Below are 21,813 nucleotides of genomic sequence, written 5' to 3'. Positions count from 1 at the left end.
TAGTCTCTGATGCGTTCCCTGGTTGCCTTCACCGGGCTGATGTTGCCCGTCATGATCAGTTTTACTGCCGCCAACAGCCGCCTGGACGACCGGGTCGCCCTGGCCGAGCCGGCGTCAGATGCGGCGTTGCACCAGCAGATCATCGACCGGCTGAAGCTGGATGACAGTGTCATTCCCTGGACGCCGGACCGTTACGGGCCGCGGGTCACCTATAACCGCGAGGCCGTGATCCCGCCGCAGTGTTACACCCGCACCGAGGGCGTGTTCAACCCCTGTTACGTGTGCCACCAGGCCGAGGTCGAAGGCCACGAGAACCGCATGAATGATGGCCACCTGCAGCGCGCCTACAGCTTCAGCGAGCAGGGCATGACCAACCACTGGGCCAACCTGTTCGAGGACCGCAGTGAACGCGTGGCGGCCATATCGGATGAAGAGATCCTCGACTGGATCGCCGAGGACAACTACTCGGCCCTGCCGGAGCGACTGCGCCAGGCGGAATTCCGCGGCTGGGTGCCGGACCTGGACAACCTGCAGCGGGGCGCGGCGGCTTTCGACGACGAAGGCTTCGCCCTGGACGGCAGCGACTGGGTCGCCTTCAACTACAAGCCGATGCCCAGCACCTTCTGGCCGACGAACGGGTCCACCGACGACGTGATGATCCGCCTGCCGGAGCCGTTCCGCCGTACTGCGGACGGTGCGCCATCACGGGATGTCTACCGCGCCAATCTCGCCATCCTGGAAGCCAACATCAAGGCGCTGGACGAGATTGATGTGCGCCCCGTCGACGAATCCGTCGTCGGCGTCGACCTCGATGGCGATGGCTTGCTGGGTCGCGCGCGGCGCATCGTCGCCATGGACCAATGGGTGGGGCAGGCGAGCGACTGGTACAAGGCCACGCACCTGTACCCGCTGGAAACGGAGTTCCTGCACACCGTGCGCTATGTCGGTTTCGACGCCGAGGGGCGGATCGCGCCGTCGACGCGAATGAAAGAGGTGCGCTACATGCGCAAGCTCTACGTCATGCCCAAGTTCGGGCTCTATAACGCCTACCTGGAAGAGGGCTATGCCAAGGACCAGGGCTACATGCCGGGCTATATCTCGATGGGCCCGAACGGCCTGGCCAACGAGATGGGCTGGGTATTGCAGGGCTTTATCGAGGGTGTGTCAGGCCAGCTGCGCGCGGCCACCTATGAAGAGAACCTGTTCTGCATGGGTTGCCACTCGTCCATCGGCAGCACCACGGACAAGGTCTTCAGCTTCGCACGCAAGGTCGACGGCGCCGAGGGCTGGGGCTATATCAACCTGGCCGGCATGCCGGACGCGCCCAATCACGGCGAAACACGCGGTGAGTACGAGGTCTACCTGGAGCGTGTCGGCGGCGGCGGTGAGTTCCGCAGTAACCCGGAGATGCAGGATCGTTTCTTTAACAAGGCCGGCGAACTGGATATTGCCTCGGTGCGCGCCGCCGGCGATGTCTACGGCCTGATCACGCCCTCGCGCGAGCGCGCGCTGGTGCTGAACAAGGCCTATCGCGTGATCGTTGCCGACCAGGATTTCGTGTTCGGCCGCGACGCCACGGTCACGCCGCCGGTCAACGTGCTGGAGAACGTCGACAACGAGGCCGCGACCACGCTGCCCGACGAGCGGGTGTTTGAGTGGGACATGCGACTCGATTGGCGTAACCGCGCCGCCTCCGGCAGCGCGGTGACCTCGGCTTCCCCCTGAGCCGGCATCTCACGTGACAGCAAAGAGTCGGCTTTAAGCCTACGGCCCTTTTTGTCACGAAACTGTCCGCAAACCGTCAAAGATTCTGCGTCCTGCTGTCATGAACGCTTCCTAGACTGGCGGGAGGCAGTGGGGCGGTCGCATCTGCCAGTCCGTCAGCCCCCTGCTTCCCCAACGGCCCGTGAATGGGCCCCAATTTCCAGAGGAGCTACCGATGTTCAAGACGATTAAAGCGCCCGTTGCGGCGGCTGTCGCGCTGGCCCTGGCCCCCGCGGCCTTCGCCGGCACCGATACCTGGTTTACACCGTTAACCGAGTCCGCTTCCGTCACCCTGCCGAATTCGGCAGAAGAAGCCAGCCAGCCGTGGGTGGCCCCCGCTGGTGTGACCCAGGCTCAGCTGACCAGCCTGGCCGAGGTCGAGTCCGCGGCCGGTCAGTCCGTGGTGCGCGTTCCCGGCCTGGGCCGCAACGCGTCCATGTTCGACATGGTCGCCTACGATCCGACCGGCCGTTACGTGTTCATCCCGCACGAGACCCTGGTGGGCGCCGGCGTGTCCCGGTATGACACCGTCACCGACACGACCATGGTGCTGTTCGCCGGTGACCTGGCCGGCCTGGAAGGCGACTGGAGCAACGACTACGCGGCATTCGACCCGTCCACGTTCACGCCCGAGGGCACGCTGCTGCTGGCCGAGGAATGGGCAGGCGAAGGCCGTGTCATCGAGGTGCTGAACCCGCTCGCCCCGGTCGAAGATATCAAGATCCGCGAACTGGACAGCATTCCCAACACCGCCCACGAGGGCCTGCGCTTCAGCGCCGACGGCAGCGCGCTGTACTTTGTTGACGAGTGGAACTCCGGCGCCGTGTACAAGGCGGTCTGGCCGGGCGAGGGTCGTGGCAAGGGCAAGAGCGGGCCCGCCAGCCACTACGACAAGAAGGCCCAGGTCTTCGTGCTGGTCGTCGACGATTACGCCGGCGAAGCCAACCTGAACTGGAACGAAGGCAGCAACGCCACCGCCACCCGTACGGGCCTGGCGACCTGGGTGCCGATGACCAACCCGGGCGGCAAGCCGCTGACCCAGGTCAGCCCGTTCCGCAATGGCCCAACCAACGACCCGAACTCGGCCGACGATACCCGTGGCGGCCGTCCGGCCGCGGACGAACTGGGTGCCACGCCTTACGGGCGCCCGGAAGACGCCGAGGTCGGCAAGCTGGCCAACGGCAACGAGGTGCTGTACTTCGCCGCGACCTCCGAGCGCATCGTCTACTCGGTCGAGGAACTGGGCGATGACAAGGCCATGGTCCGCGTCTTCGCCGGTGATGCCGAAACGCCGAAAAACGTCGGCTACGCCGGCACCACCGCGGCCATGAACTCACCGGATAACCTGGCCCAGGACGTCCACGGCAATATCTACATCATCGAGGACGCCCCGAACGGTTCGTCCACCGGTGGTGATGTCTGGTTTGCCCGCGACGTGGACGGTGACGGCGTGGCCGAGTCCGTCGACCACTTCCTGTCGCTGCGCGTGGCGCAATCCGAGGCCACCGGCCTGATCTTCAACCCGGTGGTTCCGACCGAGTTCATGATCACGGTGCAGCACCCGGAGAGCACCGATCTGGACAACGTCACGGACGGTATCGGTGATTCACTGTGGAAGTTTGACCTGAGCGGGGCTGGCTTCCCGACACCCTGAACCCCTTGGTTCCAGGAACCCGCGCGGCGCAGGTCGCGCGGGTTTTTTTGTGTCCGCAGGTTTAAAGCGTACTGATCTGGTACTATATATATCCCTGTACGGCCACGTGGAATCCAACGTGCTGCGAATCAGCAAACTTGCCGACTACGCCATCCTGTTGATGGTGGAACTCGCCGCTTCCGGCGACGAGGTGCTCAGCGCACAGGCGCTGGCCGACCGCGCGGGCATCGAGCTGCCGACCGCCAGCAAGATACTGAAGCTGCTGGCCAGCAGCGGCGCCGTGAGTTCGTTCCGGGGTGCGCGTGGCGGTTACCGGGTCGAGCGGCCGGCAGCGGAGATCAGCGTGGCGGAGATCATCGCCGCCATTGAAGGCCCCATTGCCATGACCGAGTGCAGCATCCACGAGGGGCTGTGTTCGGTCGAGGCCAGCTGCAACGCACGCGAGAACTGGATGAAGATCAGCCGCGCCGTGACCACGGCACTGGAGCAGGTCAGCCTGGCCGACATGGCCGGCGCGCCGGACAGTTCGGCGGGTATCGGTGAGTTGCCAAAGCTTCGCATAGCGACGTTGGTCTAGGTAGGAGGCAGGAGATAAGAGGTAGGCGAAAGGAGCGTGTGTTCCTGGAAGGGGTTCCGACTCACTCCTCCCTCCTTACTCCTCCCTCCTCGCTCCAAACCCACCGTCCGTAACGAGTGAGATTTTTCGAGAACGAAATGAGCACAGCAAATTCAGAAGTCGAACGCAGACTGGAAGGCCGTTACAAGCACGGCTTCGTCACCGACATCGAGGCCGATTCGTTGCCGCCCGGTCTGGACGAATCCGTTATCGCGGCCATTTCAGCGCGCAAGAACGAGCCGGAATGGTTGCTGGAGTGGCGCCTGGGCGCGTATCGCAAGTGGCTGAAGATGCGCCCGCCGGAGTGGGCCCACCTGGAGATTGAGCCGATCGACTTCCAGGCCATTTCCTATTTCTCCCAGCCCAAGTCCGACAAGGACCGGCCCAAGAGTCTGGACGAGGTCGACCCGAAGCTGCTGGAGACCTACGACAAGCTGGGTGTGCCCCTGCATGAGCGCGCCCGCCTGGCCGGCGTGGCCGTCGATGCAGTGTTCGACTCCGTGTCCGTGGGCACCACGTTCAAGGACGAGCTGAAGAAGGCCGGGGTGATTTTCTGCTCATTTTCCGAGGCGGTACAGGACCATCCTGAACTGGTTCGCAAATACCTGGGCAGCGTCGTGCCCCGAGTCGACAACTACTTCGCGGCGCTGAACTCCGCGGTGTTTTCCGACGGCAGTTTTGTCTACATTCCGAAGGGGGTGCGCTGCCCGATGGAGCTGTCGACCTATTTCCGCATCAACGCGGCCGAGACCGGCCAGTTCGAGCGTACGCTGATCGTGGCCGAAGAGGGTAGCTATGTCAGTTACCTGGAAGGCTGCACGGCGCCCATGCGCGACGAGAACCAGCTGCACGCCGCTGTGGTGGAGCTGGTGGCGCTGAAAGACGCCGAGATCAAGTACTCGACGGTGCAGAACTGGTACCCGGGCGACGAAGAAGGCAAGGGCGGTATCTACAACTTCGTCACCAAGCGCGGAGACTGCCGCGAAGACAACGCGCGGATCTCGTGGACCCAGGTGGAAACCGGGTCCGCCATCACCTGGAAGTACCCCAGCTGCGTGCTGCGCGGCGACAACAGCGTCGGCGAGTTCTATTCGGTCGCGTTGACGAATAACTTCCAGCAGGCCGACACCGGCACCAAGATGATCCACATGGGGCGTAACACGCGCTCGAAGATCATTTCGAAAGGCATCTCCGCCGGGCGCGGGCAGAACGCCTACCGGGGCCTGGTCAAGGTGGGCAAGAAGGCCGAGGGTGCGCGCAATTTCACCCAGTGTGACTCGATGCTGATCGGCAAGCGCTGCGGCGCGCACACCTTCCCGTACATCGAGGTGCAGAACCCGACGGCCAAGGTCGAACACGAGGCCACCACATCCCGGATCGGCGAGGACCAGCTGTTCTACTGCCTGCAGCGCGGCATCTCGGAAGAGGATGCCGTGAGCATGATCGTGGACGGTTTCTGCAAGCAGGTGTTCCGTGAGCTGCCGATGGAATTCGCGGTGGAGGCGAAGGCTTTGCTGGAGATTTCCTTGGAAGGGGCGGTGGGGTAGTTGCCGGATTGGGGCGTGGGTTCCACGAACTTTTTACCGCAGATTACGCGGATTGCGCAAATTACGCGAAAATATATTCGTTAATAAATATTCGCGTTAATTTGCGGCATTCGCGTCATTTGCGGAAACTAGAATGCACTTAAGGTTGGTATAACGTTATGTTGAGTATCAAAAACTTACACGCTAGTGTTGAGAGCAAATCTATACTGAAGGGCCTTGACCTGGAGGTTGGGGCGGGTGAGGTTCATGCCATTATGGGGCCGAATGGCTCGGGCAAAAGCACGCTGGGGAACGTGCTGGCGGGCCGTGAGGGTTACGAGGTCACGGGCGGTTCGGTGACCTACCAGGGCAAGGACCTGCTCGAGCTTGAGCCGGAGGAGCGGGCCTGCGAAGGCGTGTTCCTGGCGTTCCAGTACCCGGTGGAAATTCCCGGCGTAAACAACACCTATTTCCTGCGTGCGGCACTGAACGCCCAGCGCAAGTACCGCGGTGAGCCGGAGCTGGATTCGGTGGGCTTTTTGAAGCTGGTGCGGGAGAAGCTGAAGGTGCTGGACATCAGCGACGACCTGCTGCATCGCGCCGTCAACGAAGGTTTTTCCGGCGGCGAGAAGAAGCGCAACGAGATTTTTCAGATGGCCGTACTGGAGCCGACGCTGGCGATCCTGGACGAGACAGATTCCGGGCTTGATATCGACGCACTGAAAGCCGTCGCCGAGGGCGTCAACCGGCTGCGATCGCCAGACCGCTCCATCGTGTTGGTCACGCACTACCAGCGCCTGCTGGACTACATCGAACCGGACCGCGTGCACGTGCTGTCGGCCGGCCAGATCGTCGCCAGCGGCGGCCCGGGCCTGGCCAGGCGGCTGGAAGAAGAGGGCTACCAGTGGCTCGAGGACGGCGGCATTGGTGGCCTCGACGAGGCGGCGGCGCCCGCATGAGCACGCTGGTCGACCAGCTCCAGGCATTCGCGACCAACGTCGCGGACGGGCCCGAGTGGGCGCGACAGTTGCGCGAGCGCGGGGCTCAGGCCTTCAGCGTCAGTGGCCTGCCCACATCCCGGGTCGAAGCCTGGAAGTACACGCCGCTGAACCGTCGACCCATTGGGCCTGTTGGTGATTCACCAGCGGTAACGGCCGGGTCGTTGCCTGCGAGTTCAAAAGCGATCGCGGGCGCCGTCCGTGTTGTGGTGGTGGATGGCGCGCTGGCGGGTATTGAAGGGGTGCTGCCGAATGGCCTCGAGCTGGTCTCGCTGGAGCAGGCCATCGAAGCGGATGACGGCGCGCTGGCCCAATGGCTGGCGGAACCGTCCGCCGATGGCGCGGCCGATGCCCTGGTGGCGCTGAATAACGCGACGTTGGGCGCCGGCCTGGTGCTGCGGGTGGCGTCGGGGGTCGACGCCGGGCGCGTGGCCCTGGAGTGGCGCGGCGTTGGTGGCGCGGATGCGCGACTGCGTAACAGCCGCCTGTGTATTGACCTGGGTGAGGGCGCGAGCCTGTCGCTGGTCGAATCGGATGGCGGCGAGGCTTCGGCGCAGCTGGACCTGAATATCGTCATGCAGGCACGGCTGGCAGCAGGTGCCAGGCTCAACCACGCACGGCTCCAGACGACGCAGGAGGGCACTATGCAGGTCGCCCGTACCCACGTCGAACAGGCCGGACAGAGTAGCTACCAGTACGATGGCCTGGATATCGGCGCCGGGTTGGCGCGGCATGAACTGATCGTTCGCCTGGCCGGTGAAGGCGCGAAATGCGCATTGAACGGTGCCTACCTGCCGCGCGGCGAGGCCCACGTGGATTACCACCTGGCCGTCGAGCACGCGGCGCCCGGTTGCACCAGCGAGCAGTTTTTCCGCGGCGTGGTCGATGACCGCGCCCGGGCGGTGTTTTCCGGCAAGGTGCATGTCGCGCCCGGTGCGGACGGCACCGAGGCGCACCAGTCCAATGCCAACCTGCTGCTGTCGGCCGATGCCGAGGTCGACACCAAGCCGGAACTCGTGATCGAGGCCGATGAAGTAGTCGCCAGCCACGGCGCCACCGTCGGCCAGTTGGATGACACGGCACTTTTCTACCTGCGCAGCCGTGGCCTGGACGAAGCGCTGGCGCGCGAGGTGCTGATCGGCGCGTTTTGCCGGGCCGCCGTTGACCGCGCCGGTGACACCGCGGCCCGCGACTTGCTGGCCACCGAGCTTTCGCGCTACACCGGGGTCGAGGAATGAGCGACCTGGCCGCCACCGGCACGGCGCCGGCGCTGGACGTCGAGTCGATCCGCGCTCAGTTCCCGATCCTCGAGCGCCAGGTGCATGGCAAGCCGCTGGTGTATTTCGATACCGCGGCCTCGGCCCAGCGCCCGCGCGCGGTCATCGATGCCGTCAGCCGTTTCTACGAAACGCAGAACGCCAACATTCATCGCGGCGTGCACCTGCTCAGCCAGGAAGCCACCGACGCGTACGAAAGTGCGAGGACACGGGTCGCGAAGTTCATCAACGCGCCTTCACGGGACGAGCTGGTCTTTACCCGTGGCACCACCGAGTCGATCAACCTGGTGGCGCAGGCCTTCCTGCGACCGCGACTGCAGCCGGGCGACGAAATCGTCGTCAGCGAAATGGAGCACCACTCCAACATCGTGCCCTGGCAGATGCTGTGCGAGCAGGTGGGGGCGACGCTGAAGGTCATCCCGTTCAATGACGCGGGCGAGCTCGACCTCGACGCCATGGACGAGTTGCTGGGGCCGCGCGTGAAGCTGCTGGCGGTGGTACACGTGTCCAACGCGCTGGGCACCGTCAACCCGGTCGCCGAGATCTGTGCGCGGGCAAAGGCAAAAGGCATCCCCGTGCTGCTGGACGGCGCACAGGCGGTGCCGCACCAGGCCGTGGACGTGCAGGCGCTGGGCTGCGACTTCTACTGTTTCTCCGCGCACAAGATGTACGGCCCCACGGGTGTCGGCGCGTTGTGGGCGCCGATGGCGACGCTGAAGGCCATGGCGCCGTACCAGGGCGGAGGCGAAATGATCCTCAAGGTGAGTTTCGACGGCACCGAGTACGCCGCGCCGCCCAACAAGTTCGAGGCGGGCACGCCCAACATCGCCGGCGCCGTCGGTTTCGGCGCCGCCGTTGACTGGCTCGACGGCCTGGGCATGGACCGCGTGGCGGCCTACGAGGCGGCGTTGCTGGCCGCAGGCACGGAGCGCCTGCAAAGCGTGCCGGGGCTGAACATCGTCGGTACCGCCAGGGCGAAGGCCGGCGTGATCTCGTTCACGCTCGATGGCGTCCATCCCCACGATATCGGCACGATCATCGACCATTACGGCGTTGCTATCCGTACGGGGCACCATTGCGCCATGCCGGCGATCGCCCGGTTCGGCCTGCCGGCCACAGCGCGTGCGTCGCTGGCGGTTTACAACACCGTGGCCGAGTTTGATGTTCTGGTCGAGGCGCTGCATGGCGTCCGCGAGATGTTTGGCTGAGCATTGGCCATGCCGAAGGACGTGGTGATCGAAACGCCGGCGCTGATCCATATCGGCGCGCAGAAAACGGCGTCGACCTGGCTGCACAAGGCGCTCCGGCAGCATGACGCGTTCCAGTTTTCACCGTTGAAGGAAGTGCACTTCTTTACCCAGGTGGCAGGGGGAGAGGCGTCCGATTACCTGGTTGGGCGGGTGACAGAAAGAGTCGACCTGGCGCTTGAAAACTCGAGAAGGCTGGCATTTTACAAGCGGGCCTATCTGCGCCAGTTGGGGGACACCGCGCGTGTTGGCAGCGACGCCTGGTATCGCGACCTTTTTCTGAAGAACCCAGTCATCCGTTCGCGCTTGCGGCGCGGCCTGGACACGGTGCTGTGCGATTTCACACCGCATTACATGACCATGGGGCGTGAAGGTTTCGAGCACATCAGGCGCCTGTTGCCCAACGCTCATGCGATGCTCGTCATTCGCGACCCGGTCAGGCGTATGGTGTCCGGGTTTTCAATGACGATTAACCGAAAGCCCGAACTCGCGAGCGCAACGGCCCGGCAACGGATTGAGTGGCTTGAATCATCGCAGCCGCCCCGGGGTGACTACCGGCATGCACTTGAACAGCTGGACGCGACGGGCATCCCTTACAGCGTTTTCGCGTTCCGTGACCTGGTGGGCGACCCGGCCAGCGTGGTGCAACTGTTGGAAAACACGTTTGGGCTGGATCACCAGTCGATCGATTTTTCGCGCGTGCCAAAGGCCAACAGCCACAGTGGTCGCCAGCCCATCGAGCCGGAATTGATGGAGCGGATCGAGGCGATTTGCGCCCCGCAGTACGCTTACCTGCGGGCGCGTTTCGGAGAGGCATTCCTGGATCGGATCTGATCAGGCAGTCTGCTCACGTCAGGTTCGCGAACGCGTCTCCAAAACGGAGCCGAATGAATTCCCTTTCACGCGCGAAAATCTCTCGTGCCGCCTCCTCGGCGGCCGGTGGAATGGGCAGCGGTCGCAAACGGTGAATCCGTTCATTGGCTTTTGGGTAGCGATTGTGCGCTCGCAACCCAAGGAATGACTCCACCTCGGCCAGTACTTTGAGCGGCTCTTCACCAATTCGGCCATAGGGAAGGTAAAGCATCCGCTCAGGAGCGAACTGTCGGTCCCACTCCTGTACGTAGGCCGAGTAGTGGCCGCGCTGATGGATTTCGTCGTTGTCCAACTCTTTGCGCCACCGGCGCAGCGACCAGCGGGATGTTTCAGGCTCGGCCTGGTCGCCAAAGCGCTTCAGCAGGTTCATTCGCATTTGTGACATCGCCCGGTCCGCAGGGTCGCGGATGATGTAGATCAGCCTGGGTTCCCCCAGGAGTTGTCGCAGATAGGCGATGCCATCGGCCGGGATGGTCGAATACTCGGGTGTGGTTTCACCCAGGCACTTGCCGTCGCCTTTCTTCCAGCTGAAGGCGCCCCGGTACCAGCGCTCTGTGAACAGGTCCTGCGTCGCCAGCGTGGTCAGGTAATGCAGGAAGTCGAGGTCCGGAGATTCGTTGTTCTTCAGGTGCCGGCGTATGGCCTTGTCCACGTGATTGTGAATATGCCGGCGGGTCCAGGTACGGAATCGCGGGATAAACAGGTGATCGAAAAAATGGAGTTCCTTGATGGGCGGAATCCAGATGTCCGGGTGGCGCATCAGGTTGGCGTTCAGCCAGGACGTCGCCGACTTCTGCGCCCCGATGCAAAGAAAATCGGGCAGTCGGCCCGCGGGTGTATTCATGATTTCACCAGTCCTGCCAGCCGTGCGCGGGCCTGTTTCAGCCGCCGCGGCCAGCGGTGTTTTTTCCATTCGGGTGATCTGAGCAGGCCGCAGTCGACCAGGTCACCGGGCGATGTGTATCGTCGTGAGCCGTCGAAGGCGAGTGAAAGCGCGGGGTCGTCAGCGAACGCGGCCTGGTAGGCGCGGTACTCGGCGCTGTCGTTCCAGTAGTTTTTCTCTGCGATGGCGTTGCCAATTTTCTCCCTGAGCCCCGCACCAAATTTGTAGTGCAGGATGCCCAGGTAACATGGCGATTTGAAGTTCTCCTCGTACGGCCAGTGATGATGCGGATTGGCCATCAACTCGCCCTCGGCCAGTTTGAACAGTGGGTACTTGCTGAGTTCCGGGTCGAGTTCGATACCGTCGGCCCGAAAAGCACGGCGGCGCGGGCCGCCTTTCACCGACACCATCTGCCCGGTCAGGGCCTCGTGATAGCCCTCCGCATCGAACAGCGTGTGGGTGCTCTCGAGTGGGCCTTCGGGCGCTTCCAGCAACGGGCCGGGCCCGTACATGTCCACCAGCACGCCGCGCACGCGCCACTGGCCTTCCAGTTCCATGTGGGCGGCCAGGCTGGAAAACGAATAGTGGTCATCGCCGCTGAATACAACCCGTTCGTCGGCGTCGACCACCAGGTACCAGCGGTGAAAGCCGATGGTCTCGATGACGCGCATGATCCAGGCCTGCTTGGCGGTCCAGTGAAATGGCCGGTCGACCGGGGTGACCGTAACGTCGTCCTCCGCGGCCAGCATGTCGGGTGTTCCATCGGTAGATCCGTTGTCGATGACCACGAACTCGCGCACGCCGCGCTGGCGGTAGTGTGCGAGAAAACCTTCCATGGCCGATCGTTCGTCGCGTACGACGGTAATCAACACAGGGGCCAGGCGGTCGGCTGCTGCGGGTCGTGGTGACTGGACCTCGAAATCCAGTTGTCGGGCTTCTTCGAGGACGGCTTCAACGTAATCGGGGCGCATGGCGGCAATATTGCCGAATCCGCCGTCGAGGGCAACCCGCCGGGGCGGTATGGGGTAGAATCACGCGTTGATTCACCTCCGTCTCTACCCGAGGGCTACATTGAATATTCTGGTTACGGGCGGCTGCGGCTTTATCGGCTCCGCAGTGGTGCGCCACATCATTGAGAACACGACCCACTCTGTCGTCAACCTGGACAAACTGACGTACGCCGGCAACCCCGAGTCGCTGGCGGATGTTGCGGACTCGGATCGGTACGCGTTTGAGCATGCCGACATCTGCGACCGCGACGCGCTTACGGCCATCATGGAGCGTCACGCCCCGGATGCCGTGTTGCACCTGGCGGCGGAGAGCCACGTCGACCGGTCCATCGACGGGCCGGGCGACTTCATCGAGACCAACCTGGTCGGCACCTACCGCCTGCTCGAAGCCGCGCGCCAGCACTTTGCCGGCCTCGATACCGAGGCCCAGTCCCGGTTCCGCTTCGTCCATGTGTCCACCGACGAGGTCTACGGTGACCTGGAAGGCACCGACGACCTTTTCACCGAGGACACCGCCTACGCGCCCAGCTCGCCATACTCGGCCACCAAGGCCGGCTCCGACCACCTGGCGCGCGCCTGGGGTCGGACCTTCGGCCTGCCGGTGCTGGTGACCAACTGCTCTAATAACTACGGCCCGCGCCAGTTCCCGGAAAAGCTGATCCCGCACATGATCCTGAACGCGCTGGACGGCAAGCCGCTGCCGGTCTACGGCGACGGCCAGCAAATCCGTGACTGGCTGTTCGTGGACGATCACGCGCGCGCTCTGGTACGGGTGCTGGAGCAGGGCGTCGTGGGCGAGACCTACAATATCGGCGGCTGGAATGAGAAGGCCAACCTGGCCGTCGTGCACACGCTGTGCGACCTGCTGGAAGAGCTTCGGCCGGACAAGCCCGCTGGCGTTGCCGCCTATCGCGACCTGGTGACCTTCGTGAAGGACCGGCCCGGCCACGACGTGCGCTACGCCATCGACGCCAGCAAGATTCACCGCGAACTGGACTGGAAGCCCGAAGAGACCTTCGAAACCGGCATGAGAAAGACCGTCGAGTGGTACCTGGGCAACGAGGCCTGGTGGTCACGCGTACTGAGTGGCGACTACCGCCTGGGCCGGCTGGGTTCCGGGGAGAAAGTGGCATGAAGCGTAAGGGCATCATCCTGGCCGGCGGCTCCGGCACGCGCCTGCACCCGGTCACGCTGGGCGTGTGCAAACAGCTGCTGCCGGTCTATGACAAGCCGATGATCTACTACCCGCTGACTACGCTGATGATGGCGGGCATACGGGACATCCTGATTATCTCGACGCCCGCCGACACTGGGCGGTTTTCCAACATGCTGGGCGACGGCAGCCAGTGGGGCATCAACCTGGAATATGCCGTGCAGCCGTCACCGGATGGGCTGGCACAGGCGTTTATTATTGGCGAGGACTTTATCGGCAACGATCACAGTACGTTGATCCTGGGAGACAACCTGTTTTTCGGGCATGGGCTGCAGGAACAGCTTGAAGCAGCTTCAGCCCAGGCCGATGGTGCGACGGTGTTCGCATACCGGGTGAGTGATCCGGAAGCCTTCGGCGTGGTAGCGTTCGATGAGGCGGGTGTCGCTACCTCGATCGAAGAAAAACCTGCAAAGCCCAAGAGCCACTACGCGGTGACTGGCCTGTATTTCTATGACCAGAACGTCGTCGATATCGCCAAGGACATTAAGCCGTCAGCCCGGGGTGAGCTCGAGATTACTGACGTCAACAAGCGCTACCTGGAACAGGGCGACCTCAGTGTTGAGCGGATGGGGCGAGGCATGGCCTGGCTGGACACCGGCTCCTTTGACGCGCTCATGGAGGCCGGGCATTTCATCCAGACATTGGAGAAGCGCCAGGGGCTGAAGGTGGCCTGTCCGGAGGAGATCGCGCTCAACAAGGGATGGATTGATGACGAGACCGTTCGCAAACTGGCGGCTCCGTTGATCAAGAGTGGTTACGGTGAATACCTCGTAGGCCTGTTGGAGCGCGAACTTTGAAGATTGTTGAAACCAAACTGAAAGGTGTCGTCGTTATCGAGCCACGTGTTTTTGAGGATGAGCGTGGATTTTTTCTGGAAACGTTCAGGGAAGACCGCTACGCGGACGTGCTCGGCCCTAACTTGCGATTTGTCCAGGACAACCACAGCAGGTCAAGCCGGGGCGTACTGCGGGGTCTCCACACCCAGACACGCAAGCCGCAGGGCAAACTGGTACGTTGTATTTCGGGCGAAGTGTTTGATGTTGCCGTAGATATCGATCCGATGTCAGAGACTTTCGGACAGTGGGTGGGCGTTTATCTCAGCTCGGAGAAGAAAAACCAGATTTACATCCCGCCCGGGTATGCCCATGGGTTTCAAGTAATCTCGGCAATAGCGGATATTGAATACAAGTGCACCGACTATTACGACCCTGGAGGAGAGTCTGGGTTGAAGTGGGATGACCCAGATGTCGATATTGCTTGGCCACTGAGCGATGCGTTGTTGTCCGATAAAGACAATGCGCTGCCAGCGCTATTCGCAATTGGTCGGACGTAACATGGTTATTGGTGATCAGTTTGTTTGGGCGCACCTCGGCAAGGCCGGTGGAAATTCTACCCACAAAATGTTCGAAATTATTGATAACGGCACGCTTATTATCGACCCGGTATCAGAACCCCGAAAGCACAGGGCTTTCAGTCCTTCACTAGAGGGCAAGGTCCGGGTTCTGAATTTCAGGCGACTCCACAAGTGGATTGCGAGTCACAATGCACACATGGCCCGACATCGCGGACTCGAAAACCCCGATGAAATTACGGAACAGGGATTGGTTTGGTGGCCAACCAAACCGCCGACCCCTGCGGATTACTGCCTTGAGTTATTTGAATATCAGACGATTAAACATTGGATTCGTGTTGAGTTCATGGCGAACGATTTTATAGATGTCGTCGGTCGGTTTTTGCCCATTTCAGATGGACAGAAAACTGCATTGTTTAATGTGCATGAAAACAAGGCGCCAAAGAAAACAATTCCACCTGACAATCAGTCAACATTGACGAAAGAAGCCTACGAAAGGAATCCTGTCTGGGTCAGTCTCGAAAAGCGGCTTTACGAAGCGGATTGTGGTTGATCGGCGTGGGTTTTGAGCGGAATTTGATTGAAGTCGTTGTTGGCTAATTCGAACTGCGACGCCCAGTCGCAGTTTGGACGTGTGGCCGTGTCGAATGAAGGAGAGAGTTTGTGAAAAAAATCCATGTTGGCTGTGGTCCTCATAACCTATTGGAGGGCTGGACCAATGTCGACATTCGAAGTTTTAAGGGCGTCGATCAAGTACTTGATGTCACCAAAGAATGGCCTTTCGAAGACGTTGACTTTGTCTATGGTGAACACTTTATTGAGCATCTTGCCCTGGAGGATGCAATTGCGTTTCTCAGGAATGCGGGGCATTCCCTGCGGGACGGCGGGACCATCAGGTTGACCACGCCCAACCTGGAATGGGTGATGCTCAGTCACTACCCCCTGGCTCGGGAGTTTGCGAGTGATGAGCGTGTCATGCATGTCTTGCGGACTAACCGCGCTTTTCACGGCTGGGGACACCAGTTTCTATACGACCACGATTTTCTGGAGTATTTGTTTGATCAACTCGGATATACGGATATTCGTTTTGAGGACTATGGGTGTTCCCGCCACGCTGAACTGTGTGACATTGAAAGACATGGTAAGTACAGCAAAGGATCAGGGGTTCCTAACCTATTGATTATTGAGGCAACCCGATCGAGGGATATTGAGATCAATCCTGCTGCCATGGAATTATTTCAAACGGAGTTTCTGCGGCATGTAGCTTCCGGGCACTGACACGGGCAATGTCATGAAGATGCCTGTTTATTTCGACATCAAGAAGCCTGCAGCCTATTCCAGATACCTGTATAACCTTGTCAAGTGCCTGGATTTTGCTGGTCACCGAGTCTTCTTTAATCCAGACAAGACCACAGAGGATGAATTGGCGTCGAACCGGTTCACGGAAATGCTGCTAAAGGAAGATATCGTCAGTTTGGCGCATCCCCCTGTTGGCGACCATTTTCACGTCACTGAGAACCTGCTGAGCCCACGATACTACGATCACATTGTGTTGGATCGGGCTGACACGGCTGGAAAGAATGACTACTACGTACCGATAACGCCTCATCCGGCTGTCTTTCAGTTTGGTTCCAGGGTGTCTCGTCAAAAGGGCACCAGAAGAAATCAGTCTGTGTTCATGATCGGATCCATGAACGCTGAACTCTATCAACGGATTGAGAATTTTCCGCCATTCAAGACCCCCAACAGATACAAAATTTGCCAGCATTTATTGGATCGGCAACTAGCCGTTCAATTCTCGAGCCTTGATGCGTTCCAGGATCGTCTGGAACGTCAACTGGATCGACATTGCGTTGTGCTGGACAGCGCAAACTTTAAGATTCCTCGCGATGGGTTATTGGACGTACTTGCAAGATTTGATTTCTACCTTGCTTGCCCAGGTGTATACATGCCCTTTTCCCACAACGTTGCTGAAGCAATGTCGGTCGGGTGCATTCCTGTTATCCACGCATTTTATGCTCAGCTCTTTCACCCGGGACTCAAGGATGGTCACACGGCGGTGATTTACGAATCACTGGATGAACTGGAGTCAAAACTGCAGCAAATCTATCGGGCTCCCAGGTGGAAGATCTGGTACATGCGGCGCAAAGTTGAGCGCTACTATCAGCGAATCATGTCTCCCGCAGCGATAGCCAGAAATTTCGTTTCCGGCCGATTCACAAAAATCTACATGCTCTCTGAGCAACGCAGTGCGCGATTAATGCGGGAAGCCCAGAAACGGGTAACGGCCGTGACGAATCACGATTGAGTTTTGGTTGAACAGGCAGCCGCATTGCGCCAGTTCATGGACATTTATGGAGGTGGAAATTGTTTGATCAGTTCAGTGTTGCGATGACCAGTGCGTGCAAGGCCTATTTGGAACAGTCGTACGCAGAAGCGGGTGTCGTCGTCGAATACGGCGCGGGAGGCAGTACACTTCTTGGCGCGCGCCTTGGAAAAACAGTGCTATCGGTTGAGTCAGATCCCAAGTGGCTCCTGGGGATCATGGGTGCGTACAAAGAACAGGACTTGCCCGGAAAAGTCGTACCAATTCACGTCGACATCGGATTAACTGGAAAGTGGGGTTATCCAGAGGACGAAAAGGCCTTTCGTGCCTGGCCTGATTACGCCTTTCGACCATGGGACTACTGTGAAGAACATGACCTTTCTCCCGACCTGGTTCTGGTCGATGGTCGGTTCCGTCCGGCCTGCTTTTTGGCAACATGCGTTTGGTCTCGCCGACCGATCCGGTTGATTTTTGATGACTATGCTGAGCGGTCCGAGTACCACGTCGTTGAAAACTTTACAAAACCCTCAGAAATCGTCGACAACCGTATGGCTGTATTCGAGATTGAGCCTGGTCTGGTTTCAGCGCGCGCGTTGGCCAAGTACATGGGCCTGTTTCTGACGCCTCGTTGAGCACAGCCCTGAGCTAAGCGGTTACTCATGACAAACGAAAGAGATACGGGCCAAACGCTGGACGGTCAAGCGGTTTCCAAACCAGTTGTGCTGGTTCTTGGAATGCACCGATCTGGAACCTCTTTGCTTTGTGGATTGCTGGAATCCGCAGGCGTCTATTTCGGCGAGCCATCAGATTTCATGGCGCCAAACGAGGAAAATCCAAAGGGTTTCAGGGAGCACCTGAAGCTTCGTCATCGCAATGACGAATTGTTGTTTTCCAAACAGTGTGACTGGGCGGAAGTGTCGGGTTTTGATGACCGGACATTGACCGCAGAAGACGAAGCAACTCGTATCTACAGTGAATGGATTAGCAGGTTTATCGCGTCGATTGACTCAAATTCAGGTCATGATTTGATCGGCGTCAAAGATCCCAGGCTCTGTCTGCTGGCTCCCTTGTGGTATCAGGCACTGGGTCAGCGTGTCGTTACTGTTTTCGTTAACCGGATGCCGGAAGAAATCGCGACCAGCCTGGCAACTCGAAACGGTTTCGCTCCTGAATTTACCCACTTTCTGACCGAGCGGTACCTTCATCTCGCAACTAAGGCGGCCAAAAAACGCCCGCACATTGTGGTTAATTTTGAAGATCTCGTCCTTCGGCCAGTGGAGCCTTTGGTGCGAATCCAGCAGTTCGTGGAAGCCCAGACAGGGCAATCATTGAAAATTGACGAAGAGCGTCTGAACGCGTTTTCAGACAAGGGCCTGTACCGGTCACAATTCGAAGGCGAGCGATTGCCCGCAACGCATCATCTCGCCGCCTGGTTTACCGAAATGCAGGGTGGGGCGCTACCGGACGTTCCGGAGTACATCGTCGAGCCAACGGCAGAAATTCTTCGCCGGGAACATGAAATCCGCTTCAATCGATGGGAGCAGATGCGGGGAAGATTCCAGTCCATCGAATCACGATATGTTGCAATTACCCGGCCCGAACTGACACTCGAACGCCATGAAATTCCCGTCGGCTTCGAATCGCTGAAGGGCATTGGGGAGAAGAGCATAAAGGTCGGCCTGGATGAAGTCCTGGTGGAGAATGTGCTGGCCCACCTGTATAGGCAGAAAGAGGGTCAGCATAGCCTGGTGGCTGCCGAGCTTCGCAACATGCGTGGACTGTTAAGTAGTGTCAACGACCAACGGCATGCGCTGGATCAGCTGCTTGACGGATCAAAAACACTGTTGGAGCAAATGGCAGTGGAGCTTCCGCGTGCTCGAGAAGAGACCGAAGCGCTTAGGAAGCAATTTGATTCGGCCCGGAAAGTGGTTGAAAACCTGGAGTTCGAGTTAAAGAGCGCAATCACTGAAAAATCGTCTTTCCAGTCAGCCAATATCAAGTTGCAGGATCGCCTGGTTCATGTCGAGGCTGAGTTCGCAAGCCTCAGCGAAGCGCACAAGACCTGTTCGGAACTGGTGTCCAGCGTAACCTCGGGGCTCCGAGCCAAGAACCTGGCTGCCATGGACATGGTGTCCGTCGCCGTTTCCAGTATCACTGAAGTTTTGGCCCCCGCCAGGCAACTGGTCCAGTTGCTGGGTGACATTCTTGATAGTAAGAGCTGGAAGCTAATTGAGCCCCAGCTCAGGCTGTTGATGGCACCTGCGACAGCCGGGTTCGGTGAGACATCCCTTGACCTGCTCAAACAAGAGTTTCACCGTGTTCGCGCAAGTCTCAAAGCCTGTGAAGGAGGCGCGACGGAACAGATCGAGAGGATGGCGTCAAACGCACAGTGGGCCGCCTGCTCTCCAGAGACCAGCATCATTGTGCTTACCAGGAATGGCGCCCATCATCTGAAAAACCTCTTCACCAGCTACCTTGAACACCATCGTCGCGAGCTGGCGGAGTGGTTGATTGTCGATCACGCCTCGGACGACGAAACTGAGGCCCTGGTTGAGTCGCTCGGGTCGCGTTTGCCGTTGCGTTATATCAAGCTTGACCGCAATGACACCTATTCAAGATCGAACAATCTTGCGACGGTGTTCGCGCGTGGCCGACACATGGTGTTCTGCAACAACGATATTATTTTCGACCGCCCTGTCATCCAGCAACTTACGAAAGCGTTGGATGATGATTCGGGCATTGGCGCAGTTGGTCTCAACCTCTATTACCCATCAGAAAACCCTCATGACAGACAGCTTCAGCATGGGGGCATCAATTTCCGTTATGACGAGCAATTCAAATTTCCCCGTCCGTACAACGTCACGCAGGAACGAAATACGCCAGGAAATTTCGAAGTGCCAGCGGTAACTGCCGCGCTGATGGCATGCAGATTTGAGGATTTCTGGGCAGTCGGTGGATTTAATGAAGGCTACGTCTATGGTTACGAGGATGTTGATCTTTCATTGACCATCCATCGGAACCTCAATAAGAAAATTGTGCTTAATGCGTCCCTGTCGGCAATTCATGATGAGAGCGCCTCGCAAAAGAAAGATGATAACAGGGCGGTCGCCAAGCGGCGGTTGGGAAATATAGAACTGTTCCGAGAGCGGTATAACAGATACGTCACCAGAAACTATCTCAAGCTATTCCCTGGCGCTGGAAACAACGCACCATTCAGGCTGGGACTCGTCGTCACAGACGATGACCCGAATACGACGGCGGGGGACTATTTCACCGCGTCGGAACTCGCTTCGTCGCTGACTGAACAGTATGGGTGGGAATGCCGTTTTCTTCCTCGTTTGAGTAAAACGACTAATTGGTACGACTGCCGCGGGCTTGACGGTGTGCTCGTGCTCATCGATGCCTATGACCTGCGAAACATCAAGAACGCGGCACCTGGCCTGGTCAGGATGGCGTGGTTGCGAAACTGGTTCGATCGCTGGGTCAGGCACGACTGGTTTGACCTGTACGACATCGCATTTTGTTCTTCCGAAAAGTCCGCAAATTACGTTTCGCGGTTAACGCCAGTTGCAGTAGAAGTAATGAAAATCGCAACTAACCCCAAGCGATTCGATGTGCAAGGCAGTTCCCACGATAAGTACGAGAGCGACTATTGCTTCACCGGAAGCTATTGGAACGCCAGGAGAGACATTGAAGACTTCGATCCGAACGAGCTGTCGTGGCGCTTCCAACTGTTTGGAAGCGGATGGGACGACCATGAGCAGTTCCAGGGCAGCTGGTTCGGCCCCGTGCCTTATGACGATATTCCTGCCGTGTATGCAAGCACCAAGCTCGTCATTGATGATGCCAACCACGTCACTCGGCCATGGGGATCAGTCAACAGTCGCGTGTTCGACGCATTGGCATCAGGCGCGCTCGTGCTCAGTAATGGACAGCGGGGCGCTGCCGAAACGTTTGATGGCGAATTACCGACCTGGGACTCCGCGGATGAATTAACCGAGTTGGTGGACTATTACCTGTCCAACCCTGGTGAACGGGAGGCGCTGGTCAACCGCCTACGCGGCTTAGTGCTTGAGAGGCACACGTACGACAGGCGAGCCAGGTCACTCAACAGCATCCTGGAAAAGTTCGCGGAAAAGACCCGGGTTGCGATCAAGTTGCCCGTTCCTCGTTGGGACCTGGCCAATGAATGGGGCGATTACCACCTGGCCTCAGCACTAGCGCGTTCCCTGCAAAAACTGGGCTACCGCGTGCGCCTGGATGTGCTTTCTGACTGGTATGAACCGCGGGCAGAGCAGGATGATGTCGTCATCGTAATGAGGGGGTTGTCCGAGTACGAGCCGCGCTCACACCAGCTCAATATCATGTGGAATATCAGTCACCCGGACAAAATTGAGTCGGCGGAATACGAGCGCTATGACCTGGTGTTCGTCGCATCTGTCGCGCACGCGCACAAACTGGACGAAGAGCTGAGTCGCCCTGTACTGCCCTTGCTCCAGTGCACAGACCCTGCGCGGTTCAACTGGCGTGATGACAGGGTCCGCAATGAGGACGTCCTCTTCGTTGGCAACTCCAGGGGCGTACTGCGTGACATTGTCAGGGACGCGATTGAAGCGGGTATCAATATCAAGGTGTATGGAACGCATTGGGAAAAGCTGATAGACCGCAAGTACATCGCCGGCGAGCACATTGACAACGCTGAGCTCGCGGACGCCTATGCCAATTGCGCAGTCGTCCTGAACGATCATTGGGAAACGATGCGCGAGTACGGATTTGTTTCAAACCGCCTGTTTGACCTGGCGGGTTGTGGCGCTGTTGTTGTTTCCGACTCGGTACCGGGAATTGCCGAGCTCTTTGGAAACCTGGTCTACGAATATGATGGTACACCGGCCGGTTTGAAGGCCCGTGTCGAGCAGGCGAAGACTGAAGCGGAATCTCGGATGCCGGACCGAAAAAGCCTGGCAGAAGCTGTAGCCAAGTCACATTGCATGGATGCTCGGGCTGGGCACTTCCATCAACACATTCAGAGATTGTTGAGTGAACAGAAGAAACCCGGCCAGGGTAAGTAATCCCCT

18 protein-coding genes are annotated in these 21,813 nt (G+C 59.3%); 16 read left to right on the top strand and 2 right to left on the bottom strand.

The window, feature by feature from the left end:
• The first annotated feature begins 9 nt into the window (after positions 1-9).
• The 8 genes from F3N42_RS03365 to F3N42_RS03330 all read left to right on the top strand — a co-directional run bounded on the left by F3N42_RS03365 (position 10) and on the right by F3N42_RS03330 (position 9,916).
• A complete protein-coding gene (locus F3N42_RS03365) occupies positions 10-1,725 on the top strand; it encodes a hypothetical protein (protein ID WP_150862960.1) in 1,716 nt (571 codons plus the stop codon).
• 214 nt (positions 1,726-1,939) lie between these two features.
• On the top strand, positions 1,940-3,418 hold the full coding sequence (locus F3N42_RS03360) for an alkaline phosphatase PhoX (RefSeq protein ID WP_150862959.1): 1,479 nt from the start codon (positions 1,940-1,942) through the stop codon (positions 3,416-3,418).
• Positions 3,419-3,536: 118 nt separating this feature from the next.
• On the top strand, positions 3,537-3,995 hold the full coding sequence (locus F3N42_RS03355; protein WP_150862958.1) for an SUF system Fe-S cluster assembly regulator: 459 nt from the start codon (positions 3,537-3,539) through the stop codon (positions 3,993-3,995).
• A gap of 137 nt (positions 3,996-4,132) precedes the next feature.
• Positions 4,133-5,581 carry a Fe-S cluster assembly protein SufB gene (gene sufB, locus F3N42_RS03350; RefSeq protein ID WP_150862957.1) on the top strand — a complete coding sequence of 483 codons (1,449 nt, stop codon included), beginning with the start codon at positions 4,133-4,135 and terminating at the stop codon, positions 5,579-5,581.
• A 158-nt stretch (positions 5,582-5,739) separates the two neighbouring features.
• Positions 5,740-6,519, top strand: a complete 780-nt coding sequence (sufC, locus tag F3N42_RS03345) for a Fe-S cluster assembly ATPase SufC (protein ID WP_150862956.1) — start codon at positions 5,740-5,742, stop codon at positions 6,517-6,519.
• Positions 6,516-7,796: a Fe-S cluster assembly protein SufD gene (sufD, locus tag F3N42_RS03340; RefSeq protein WP_150862955.1), complete on the top strand. Its 1,281-nt coding sequence runs from the start codon at positions 6,516-6,518 to the stop codon at positions 7,794-7,796. The genes sufC and sufD overlap by 4 nt, the downstream gene beginning before the upstream one ends.
• On the top strand, positions 7,793-9,043 hold the full coding sequence (locus F3N42_RS03335; RefSeq protein ID WP_150862954.1) for a cysteine desulfurase: 1,251 nt from the start codon (positions 7,793-7,795) through the stop codon (positions 9,041-9,043). Before sufD ends, F3N42_RS03335 begins: the two co-directional genes overlap by 4 nt.
• Positions 9,044-9,052: 9 nt before the next feature.
• Entirely contained in the window at positions 9,053-9,916 is an 864-nt protein-coding gene (locus F3N42_RS03330) for a sulfotransferase (protein WP_150862953.1), read from the top strand.
• 13 nt (positions 9,917-9,929) lie between these two features.
• Here F3N42_RS03330 and F3N42_RS03325 read toward each other — a convergent pair whose 3' ends face one another.
• Both F3N42_RS03325 and F3N42_RS03320 read right to left on the bottom strand, forming a co-directional pair.
• Positions 9,930-10,799, bottom strand: a complete 870-nt coding sequence (locus F3N42_RS03325; RefSeq protein ID WP_191621207.1) for a sulfotransferase — start codon at positions 10,797-10,799, stop codon at positions 9,930-9,932.
• On the bottom strand, positions 10,796-11,809 hold the full coding sequence (locus tag F3N42_RS03320; protein ID WP_150862951.1) for a glycosyltransferase family 2 protein: 1,014 nt from the start codon (positions 11,807-11,809) through the stop codon (positions 10,796-10,798). The genes F3N42_RS03325 and F3N42_RS03320 overlap by 4 nt, the downstream gene beginning before the upstream one ends.
• 100 nt (positions 11,810-11,909) lie before the next feature.
• On the opposite strand from F3N42_RS03320, the gene rfbB reads away from it, so the two are divergent.
• The 8 genes from rfbB (at position 11,910) to F3N42_RS03280 (ending at position 21,807) form a co-directional block, all read left to right on the top strand.
• Positions 11,910-12,983 (top strand): dTDP-glucose 4,6-dehydratase, encoded by a 1,074-nt coding sequence (gene rfbB, locus F3N42_RS03315; RefSeq protein WP_150862950.1) that lies wholly within the window; start codon positions 11,910-11,912, stop codon positions 12,981-12,983.
• On the top strand, positions 12,980-13,858 hold the full coding sequence (gene rfbA / locus F3N42_RS03310) for a glucose-1-phosphate thymidylyltransferase RfbA (protein WP_150862949.1): 879 nt from the start codon (positions 12,980-12,982) through the stop codon (positions 13,856-13,858). Before rfbB ends, rfbA begins: the two co-directional genes overlap by 4 nt.
• Positions 13,855-14,394 carry a dTDP-4-dehydrorhamnose 3,5-epimerase gene (gene rfbC / locus F3N42_RS03305; protein WP_150862948.1) on the top strand — a complete coding sequence of 180 codons (540 nt, stop codon included), beginning with the start codon at positions 13,855-13,857 and terminating at the stop codon, positions 14,392-14,394. The genes rfbA and rfbC overlap by 4 nt, the downstream gene beginning before the upstream one ends.
• A gap of 1 nt (position 14,395) precedes the next feature.
• Positions 14,396-14,965 (top strand): hypothetical protein, encoded by a 570-nt coding sequence (locus tag F3N42_RS03300; RefSeq protein WP_150862947.1) that lies wholly within the window; start codon positions 14,396-14,398, stop codon positions 14,963-14,965.
• Positions 14,966-15,075: 110 nt separating this feature from the next.
• Positions 15,076-15,690: a class I SAM-dependent methyltransferase gene (locus F3N42_RS03295; protein ID WP_150862946.1), complete on the top strand. Its 615-nt coding sequence runs from the start codon at positions 15,076-15,078 to the stop codon at positions 15,688-15,690.
• A 13-nt stretch (positions 15,691-15,703) separates the two neighbouring features.
• Positions 15,704-16,720, top strand: coding sequence for a glycosyltransferase (locus F3N42_RS03290; protein ID WP_150862945.1), 1,017 nt, complete (start codon positions 15,704-15,706; stop codon positions 16,718-16,720).
• A 59-nt stretch (positions 16,721-16,779) separates the two neighbouring features.
• Positions 16,780-17,370, top strand: coding sequence for a hypothetical protein (locus F3N42_RS03285; RefSeq protein ID WP_150862944.1), 591 nt, complete (start codon positions 16,780-16,782; stop codon positions 17,368-17,370).
• A 27-nt stretch (positions 17,371-17,397) separates the two neighbouring features.
• Positions 17,398-21,807, top strand: a complete 4,410-nt coding sequence (locus F3N42_RS03280) for a glycosyltransferase family protein (protein ID WP_150862943.1) — start codon at positions 17,398-17,400, stop codon at positions 21,805-21,807.
• Positions 21,808-21,813 lie beyond the last annotated feature (6 nt).

This window comes from Marinihelvus fidelis (assembly GCF_008725655.1).
Classification (GTDB): domain Bacteria; phylum Pseudomonadota; class Gammaproteobacteria; order Xanthomonadales; family SZUA-36; genus Marinihelvus; species Marinihelvus fidelis.
Note: the sequence above shows the minus strand (reverse complement) of the source record. Positions and strands in the feature narration are given on the sequence as shown.